The sequence below is a fragment of the Spirosoma oryzae genome, assembly GCF_003002825.1.
Taxonomy (GTDB): Bacteria; Bacteroidota; Bacteroidia; order Cytophagales; family Spirosomataceae; genus Spirosoma; species Spirosoma oryzae.
Genome location: NZ_PVTE01000034.1, coordinates 45,853 through 53,668 on the forward strand (window position 1 = coordinate 45,853; position 7,816 = coordinate 53,668).

General features: G+C 53.5%; 8 protein-coding genes. 5 read left to right on the plus strand and 3 right to left on the minus strand.

All coding sequences use genetic code 11. The features are described 5' to 3' along the window. Window positions 1-11: 11 nt before the first annotated feature. A complete protein-coding gene (locus tag CLV58_RS25045; protein ID WP_106140583.1) occupies window positions 12-758 on the minus strand; it encodes an SDR family oxidoreductase in 747 nt (248 codons plus the stop codon). A 202-nt stretch (window positions 759-960) separates the two neighbouring features. On the opposite strand from CLV58_RS25045, the gene CLV58_RS25050 reads away from it, so the two are divergent. Then, a complete protein-coding gene (locus CLV58_RS25050) occupies window positions 961-1,863 on the plus strand; it encodes a histone deacetylase family protein (RefSeq protein WP_106140584.1) in 903 nt (300 codons plus the stop codon). Window positions 1,864-2,099: 236 nt separating this feature from the next. On the opposite strand, the gene CLV58_RS25055 is transcribed toward CLV58_RS25050, so the two are convergent. Further along, entirely contained in the window at window positions 2,100-3,170 is a 1,071-nt protein-coding gene (locus CLV58_RS25055) for a branched-chain amino acid aminotransferase (RefSeq protein ID WP_106140585.1), read from the minus strand. A gap of 105 nt (window positions 3,171-3,275) precedes the next feature. After that, window positions 3,276-3,827: a cob(I)yrinic acid a,c-diamide adenosyltransferase gene (locus CLV58_RS25060; RefSeq protein ID WP_106140586.1), complete on the minus strand. Its 552-nt coding sequence runs from the start codon at window positions 3,825-3,827 to the stop codon at window positions 3,276-3,278. Window positions 3,828-3,983: 156 nt separating this feature from the next. Here CLV58_RS25060 and CLV58_RS25065 point away from each other — a divergent pair, with 156 nt between their 5' ends. The 4 genes from CLV58_RS25065 (at window position 3,984) to tyrS (ending at window position 7,316) form a co-directional block, all read left to right on the plus strand. Continuing rightward, window positions 3,984-4,493, plus strand: coding sequence for a hypothetical protein (locus CLV58_RS25065; RefSeq protein ID WP_106140587.1), 510 nt, complete (start codon window positions 3,984-3,986; stop codon window positions 4,491-4,493). After that, window positions 4,486-5,712, plus strand: a complete 1,227-nt coding sequence (locus CLV58_RS25070) for an S-adenosylmethionine:tRNA ribosyltransferase-isomerase (protein ID WP_106140588.1) — start codon at window positions 4,486-4,488, stop codon at window positions 5,710-5,712. The genes CLV58_RS25065 and CLV58_RS25070 overlap by 8 nt, the downstream gene beginning before the upstream one ends. A gap of 121 nt (window positions 5,713-5,833) precedes the next feature. Continuing rightward, window positions 5,834-5,971 carry a hypothetical protein gene (locus CLV58_RS28540; RefSeq protein ID WP_170108796.1) on the plus strand — a complete coding sequence of 46 codons (138 nt, stop codon included), beginning with the start codon at window positions 5,834-5,836 and terminating at the stop codon, window positions 5,969-5,971. Window positions 5,972-6,029: 58 nt separating this feature from the next. Then, window positions 6,030-7,316 carry a tyrosine--tRNA ligase gene (gene tyrS, locus CLV58_RS25075; protein WP_106140589.1) on the plus strand — a complete coding sequence of 429 codons (1,287 nt, stop codon included), beginning with the start codon at window positions 6,030-6,032 and terminating at the stop codon, window positions 7,314-7,316. Window positions 7,317-7,816 lie beyond the last annotated feature (500 nt).

Consider the following 7,816-nt stretch of genomic DNA (forward strand, 5'->3'; position numbering starts at 1 on the left):
CGACCGTGTGTTTACACGTAGATCATTTTTCGCGTCATTCCACCGTCGACAGTGAAGTTCTGGCCCGTGATGAAGCTGTTCTCGGGCGAAATCAGAAACAAAATCATGCGGGCAATGTCGTCAGCGGTCCCGACCCGCCCGGCCGGGTGCTGTTCGTGATCTTCGGGAGAGAGGTCGTCGGGCTTCGACTTGGCTTTCTTCAGGGCCGACACGTCGATCCAGCCGGGGCTGATACAATTGACGCGAATCGACGGCCCCAAACTGACCGCCAGTGAGTGGGTTAGCGACAGAATCGCCCCTTTCGAGGCCGAGTACGCGAAGGTATCTGGCTCCGACTGGAACGCCCGCGTCGAACACATATTGATGATACAGCCTTTCTGCGAGGCAATGGCTGGGGCACAGTGCTTGGCGCACAAAAAGGTGCCGGTGAGGTTGGTGCCGATTACCCGGTTCCATTCGTCCAGCGTCAGCTTATCGATTGGCTTGCGCGTCATCTGAGCGGCATTGTTGATGAGCACGTCGATCTGTCCGAAGTGGTTCAGCGTCTGATCGACGGCTTTTTTTACGTTGACTTCACTGGATACATCGCAGGAGACGAACAGAAGCTGCGAGGAAGAGGCTTTAAAGGCATCCCGCATTTCTGCCAGTGCTTCGGTGTCGGCTTCCCAGACGGCCACCCGGTAGCCGTGCGTAATCAGGTACTGTGTCGTCACCCGGCCGATTCCCTGGCCTCCTCCGGTAATGATAGCTGTTTTCATAGATGTGTTGGGTAAGCGTAAAGGCCAAACTACGTCTATCCGTAACACTGACCGATACCGGGTGGTTATGAAATCGGTATCGTTTCGCCATCGGCTTCAGGGGGCTACGGATACACAGCAGGCGTAGAACTGGTAACGTCATTTCACCGAAAGTCGTATGTAGCGCTGCCGAACGATGCGGCCATACGTAATTGCTTCTAGTATGCTTCAGATTGCTTATTCACCGGTATACCGGCTTCGGCTACCCGAGGGTCACCGGTTTCCGATGCTCAAATACGAACTGATCCATGAACAGCTTCTCTACGAAGGCACTTGCACCGACGACAATTTTTTCGCTCCCCAACCTGTCGACGACCGCTGGGTGCTGGGCGTGCATGCGGCAGCCTACGTGCAGCAACTCAAAACGCTGACTGTGCCGGCGGAGATGGTACGTCGTATTGGCTTTCCGCTGACGGCTGAGTTAATCGAGCGCGAATGGATCATTACGCAGGGAACGATCGACTGCACACAGATTGCCCGTCGGGATGGGGTTGCGATGAACGTCGCCGGCGGAACCCACCATGCGTTTCCCGACCGGGGTGAAGGGTTCTGCATGCTGAACGACGTAGGGGTAGCTGCGCACTACTTGCTCGAAACAGGGCAGGTCCGGCAAATTCTGGTGATCGATCTGGATGTGCATCAGGGAAATGGTACGGCGGCTATGTTTCAGCATGAGCCGCGTGTCTTCACGTTCAGCGTTCACGGAAAAGACAATTATCCACTGCGAAAGGAGCAGTCTGACCTGGACGTCGAACTACCCACCGGCACCGCTGACGAGCTGTATCTGAACACACTCTACGATACGCTACCCAAACTGATCGACCGCGTACAGCCCGACTTCCTGTTCTACGTGTCGGGCGTCGACATTCTGGCGTCGGATCGACTGGGCAAGATGGCGGTTAGCCGTGAAGGCTGTCAGCAGCGCGACCGGTTTGTATTCGAACAGGCGATCCAGCGCAATCTCCCAATTACCGTCTCGATGGGTGGCGGCTACTCGCCCCGCCTGACCGACATCGTCGAAGCACACTGCAACACCTTCCGAATGGCGGATAGTATGTATTTTTAGCTATATGTCGCCTGGACGTCCACGTCCGGGTGGACGCGAAGCGGCCTGCTAGCTGCCGCCTTACGTAGTTGGCCTGACGGCCACCCGGACGTGGACGTCCAGGCTACGTTTACTCACCAGACTACACATTCCCACAAAAAAGAACCCCTCTCCCGTTTTGGGAGAGGGGTAGGGACGGTCGGCCGCAGCCGTGAGGGTAGCCCGCCGAAAACCGTAAACTAAATACCGTAAACCACTTACACCGTATGTATCCAGCCGAACGTATCTTCCACTTGACCGGTGCGAATACCGTTCATCTGATCGCGGAGCTTAACGGCTATTGAGTTATCAGGACCATATTCGGGCAGCATATAATCGTTGCCGTTGTAGCCGATGAGCGCGTAAGGCGAAGCGCCGACCGCCGTTCCAGCACCGAAGGCTTCCGTCAGACGACCGCTTTCAATACCGGTGAGTACTTCTTCGATAGACACCAGCCGCTCTTCGACCTCGATACCCATGCTGCGGGCGATCTGAAGCAATGAATCGCGCGTAACGCCTTTCAGAATCGAATCCGACGTAGCGGGCGTCACCAGCTTACCGTCGATGATGAACATAATATTCATCGTGCCTGATTCCTCGATGTACTTGTGCTCGCGGGCGTCGGTCCAGATCAACTGATCGTAGCCCTGCTGTTGCGCCAGGAGCGTCGGGTACATCGACCCGGCATAGTTACCGGCACATTTCGCGAAGCCGACGCCACCCGGTGCCGAGCGGATATAGTCGGTTTCGACTTTGAGTTTCGGCGGCTTCGAGTAATACGCACCTACCGGGCAGGTAAAGATGCAGAACCGGTACGTTTTCGAGGGAGCAACACCCAGGTACGTATCGGTTGCAAACATATACGGCCGGATGTATAGCGAGCTTTCCGGCGACGATGGTACCCAATCGGCATCGATGCGCAGTAGCGCTTCCAGACCGCCCATAAATACTTCTTCGGTCAGTGTGGCCATGCACATCCGCTTGGCCGACTCGTTCATCCGCTTGAAATTTTCGTACGGCCGGAACAGGCGCACCTCACCCGCTTCGTTCTTGAACGCTTTCATGCCTTCAAAGATCGACTGACCGTAATGCAGCGACGATAGGGCCGGACTCAGCGTAAAGTTGTCGAATGGCACAATCATCTGATTTGTCCATTCGCCGTCAATAAAGTCCGCCACGAACATATGGTCGGAGAAGTGTTTTCCGAAAGGCAGATTGTTGAAATCGACCTCCTGAATGCGGGAGCGTTCCGCTTTCCGCAATTCAATTTGCAAGACGTCCGTCGTCATAATCAGGGTGTTGGTTAATGTGCTGAACCGTTTTGAACGGGGCACGGCAAAGCTAAAAAATTAGCCGGACTAAGTTTAGTTGTTAAGACAACTTTCTTTTTCGGCTTACACACGGGCTTTCCACTCGATCTCATCGGCTCCCAAATCCTGCGCCATCAGTCGGCCCAGCACAAAGAAATAATCCGACAGTCGGTTGAGGTACTGAATCACCAGTGGGTCGACCGGTTGCTGCGCGTTTAAGGCAATCACAACGCGTTCGCATCGGCGGCAAACCGTTCGGGCCAGATGACAAAAAGATACTGATTGATGACCACCCGGCAGCACAAAAGCCCGCAACTCCGATAGCTTGGCGTCCATGTCATCCATGCCGTCTTCCAGCCGTACTACGTCAGCGTCGATAATAGCTGGTAAAGTCTTACGTACCGTTTTGTCGGGGTCCGTTGCCAGTTCGGCACCAATGGTAAAGAGTCGATCCTGAATCTCGGCAAGTAAATCAATCCGTGCCGCGTTGACCGGCTGATCGCGGAGGAGACCGACCCACGCATTCAATTCATCGACTGTCCCATACGCATCAATTCGCAATTCCGCCTTACTCACGCGCCGACCGCCAATCAGGGCCGTCTGTCCGGTATCACCCGTTTTTGTGTAAATCTTCATAAATCACCAAACCCAGTGTTGCAACAAAAAGCTAAGCTAACGGAATTCGTCCGTTCAGGCCGTACCTTTGCCCTTGATTCAAAACCTGTTTATTACCTATGAGCGTAAATGTGCAGGAGATTCGCTCTTTCATTCTTTCGCTCTTTCGCTTTTTAAATGAGAACCGGTACACTCTTTATCCGCACATGGCGCATCATGGCCATTCTCGGATTCCTGATTTCGTTATTCACCAGTTACATCTCCTATCCCGAGGAAGTAGCCGTTCGGTTCGACGATACCAGCCGTGCTATTCAATATGCCAACCGCGAAACGCTTTTCTACGGCGCTATCGCTATTTTCATCATTAGTCTGACCAGCCTGCGGGCGTTGGGTCGGATGTTCCCACGCGTTCCGTCGGCCAGCCTGCCTATACCGAATCAGGCGGAATGGGCCGCGCACCGAACGCAGCTCAATACTATATTCGGTAACTGGTTTTACGCACTGACGGCTGCTATCAGTACCATCCTGGCGCTGGGATTGTTTGTATTGTCGTTATTGAATCAGGCCGATCGCGTCGTTCGCTACGTCGATTATGCCGGTCTGCTACCAATCTGCACAGCGATTATCATTATCGTTCTGGCCGCCCTGCCGATTCGTTTGTTCATGAAACCGTCGGCCGATGAATGAGCTGCCCGAAATCCGGCTCGACCAGATTCAGTACGACCTGCCCGACGACCGGATTGCCCGCTTCCCCCTCCCGCAGCGTGATGCGTCGAAACTGCTCGTATACAAAGGTGGTCAGATTGACCATGGCGCGTTTACGGACCTGCCCCGGCAGCTACCGCCCGATAGTTATCTGGTATTCAATAATACACGGGTGATTCCGGCCCGGCTCTATTTTACGCGGGCAACGGGGGCGCTGATCGAACTCTTTTTACTCAACCCGATCGACCCCGACACCGGTGCGGTTCCACCGATCAGTCAGGCAATGGAAGCCACAGGAGCGGTGGTCTGGCAGGCAATGATTGGGAACCGTAAACGCTGGAAACCGGGTGAAACCCTGGAAACCCGTATTCCGATGCCGTCGGGTGAGGTTACTCTTCGCGCTGACTGGTTCGATACCGCCCAGTCGCTGATCCGGTTGAGCTGGCAACCGGCGGAATTACCCTTTGCGCAGCTTATCGAACAGGCCGGGCAGGTTCCGTTGCCGCCTTACCTCAACCGTGAGGCTACCACCGATGACCGGGAGACCTATCAGACTGTCTATTCGGAGAAAGAAGGTGCCGTAGCCGCACCTACGGCTGGCCTGCATTTTACGCCTGCCGTGTTTGAGGAGCTGGCGCAGCAAGGCGTTGCCTACGACTACCTGACGCTACACGTAGGCGCAGGTACGTTTCAGCCGATCAAGACTGACGACATTCGGCAGCATTTTATGCATACCGAACAGGTGGTGTACACGGTGACCAACCTGCAAAACCTGCTTCCCCGAATCGGGCACATTATTCCGGTAGGCACTACATCGATGCGGGCGTTGGAGAGTTTGTACTGGATGGGCGTCAAAGTGATGCGGCAGGAGCCTGAGCCATTTACACTCGATCAGCATTACGCCTATCAGCTGTCTGCCGACCAACTGCCTTCACCTGCGCAAGCGGTACAGGCGGTGCTCGATTACATGACGACACGTAACCTGGACACCGTAACGGCGCATACCAGCATTTACATTACACCCGGCTACTCGCTACGACTCTGCAACGGCATCGTAACGAATTTTCATCAGCCCGGCTCGACGCTTATCTTGCTGATAGCTGCACTCATTGGCGACGATTGGAAACGGGTCTACCGAGAAGCGCTAGATAAAGGATATCGATTCCTGAGTTACGGGGATTCGTCACTGCTTATCCCGTAAAGCGCTATTTTTGCGAACAGCTAAACGCAGTTAGCAACGGCAAAACAGGCTTTGTTTGGTAAAGTACGCACAGCTATGAAGCAGACGATTGTCTGGCGTATTATCTCCGGTGTAGCAATGCTTGCCATCTCGCTTATCGTCGAACGGGTTGGCCATCGGCAATCCTGACTACACGGCGGCTTTGCTCTTCGTGAGCGCTGTGCTACAGATGCTAACTTACATGGCTTACAACAATTCGTTTCCGGCGGAAAACGAGTAACGATTTCGCAGCATGCGTAAAGCGGTCTTAACGGCTGTACTCCTTTAGTATACTATATATGAATTTCATTGAAGAACTCCGCTGGCGCGGCATGCTGCATGACATGACGCCCGGTACAGAAGAACAGCTACAAAATCAGATGACGGCCGGATACATCGGGTTCGACCCGACGGCAGCCTCGCTCCACATCGGTAATCTGGCGACGATCATGCTGCTGGTTCATTTGCAGCGGGCGGGCCACAAACCATACGCGCTGGTTGGCGGGGCTACAGGGATGATCGGCGATCCGTCGGGACGCTCGACGGAACGGGACTACTTGTCGGAAGAAACCCTACGTAACAATCAGGCTGGTATTCGGGCGCAGCTTGAGCGGTTCCTGAACTTCGATTCTGGCGACAATGCAGCCGAGATGGTCAATAACTATGACTGGTTCAAAGGCATCACGTTCCTGGAGTTTCTACGTGAGGCAGGCCAGCATATCACGGTCAATTACATGATCGCGAAGGATTCGGTGAAGAAGCGTCTGGAGACCGGGCTGTCGTTCATGGAATTCTCATACCAGCTTCTTCAGGGATACGATTTCTACTGGCTCTACAAAAACAAAAGCGTTCGGCTGCAAATGGGCGGATCGGATCAGTGGGGCAACATCACAACGGGCACCGAACTGATTCGGAGAAAGGAGGGCCGGGAGGAATACCAGGCATTTGCGCTGACAACACCTCTTGTCACCAAGGCAGACGGTACCAAATTCGGCAAATCGGCGGGTGGTAATATCTGGCTCGATCCGGCGATGACGTCACCATATCAGTTCTACCAGTTCTGGCTAAACGCTGCCGACGACGACTGTTCGCGCCTGATTCGGGTATTTACACTACTGTCGAAAGAGGAAATCGAAGACCTGGAGCGTCAGCATGCCGAAGCACCCCATCTGCGCATTTTGCAAAAAGCCATTGCTAGAGACGTCACGATTCGCGTTCACTCGCAGGAAGGCTACGATTTGGCCGTAAAAGCGTCCGAGGTTCTATTCGGTAAAGCAACGCTGGACACACTGCGGTCTATCAAGATCGACGAGTTCGACGTAATCTTCGACGGTGTCCCCCAAACGGAGGTAACGGTGGAAGAATTGGCCAATTGTAAAGACGTGACCGATCTTCTATCGACGGCGAGTAGGGGAGAAGTGTACGCGTCGAAAGGAGAAGCGCGTCGCGCAATCACACAAAATGCGGTCAGTATTAATAAGACGAAAGTGGCTGACCCGGCGGCAACGCCTGTCATAGAGTGGCTACAAGACCGCTATGCACTTATCTCAAAAGGAAAAAAGAACCACCTGCTGAAAAAAGTTTAAACAATTTTCAAACGATAAGTAGCTGTAAACTGGCTACTTATCGTTTTGCTAGGCTGGCTTATCCAACTTTTTTTGGAACAGGGCTTGACAAGGGTCGCTTTTTAGTCCTACCTTTGCACTCCCAAACGACGGGAACAGCCCACTGACCAACGAGTAAATCACTCATAATCAGCGGGTTGAACAACATAAAAGTCCAGACGCATCGACGGCCGGCCTACCAGGTTCCGAAAATAAATTTGAACTTTTACTTGATATCGAAAAACAAAGCCACTACCTTTGCACTCCCAAATACGGGAACGCAGCTGACAAAACAAGCTTAACACCTTGCCAATCAGTCGGTTAACGGTCAAACAGTCGCCAGACGAATCGAAAAATAAATTTGGCAAAACGCTTGACACGACACCGGCAAATGTAGTACCTTTGCAATCCCAAATCGAGAACAACGAAACGCTTTGTTTCACGACTTCTCAACCACGCTTTGACCAACGGGTCGGGCGCTC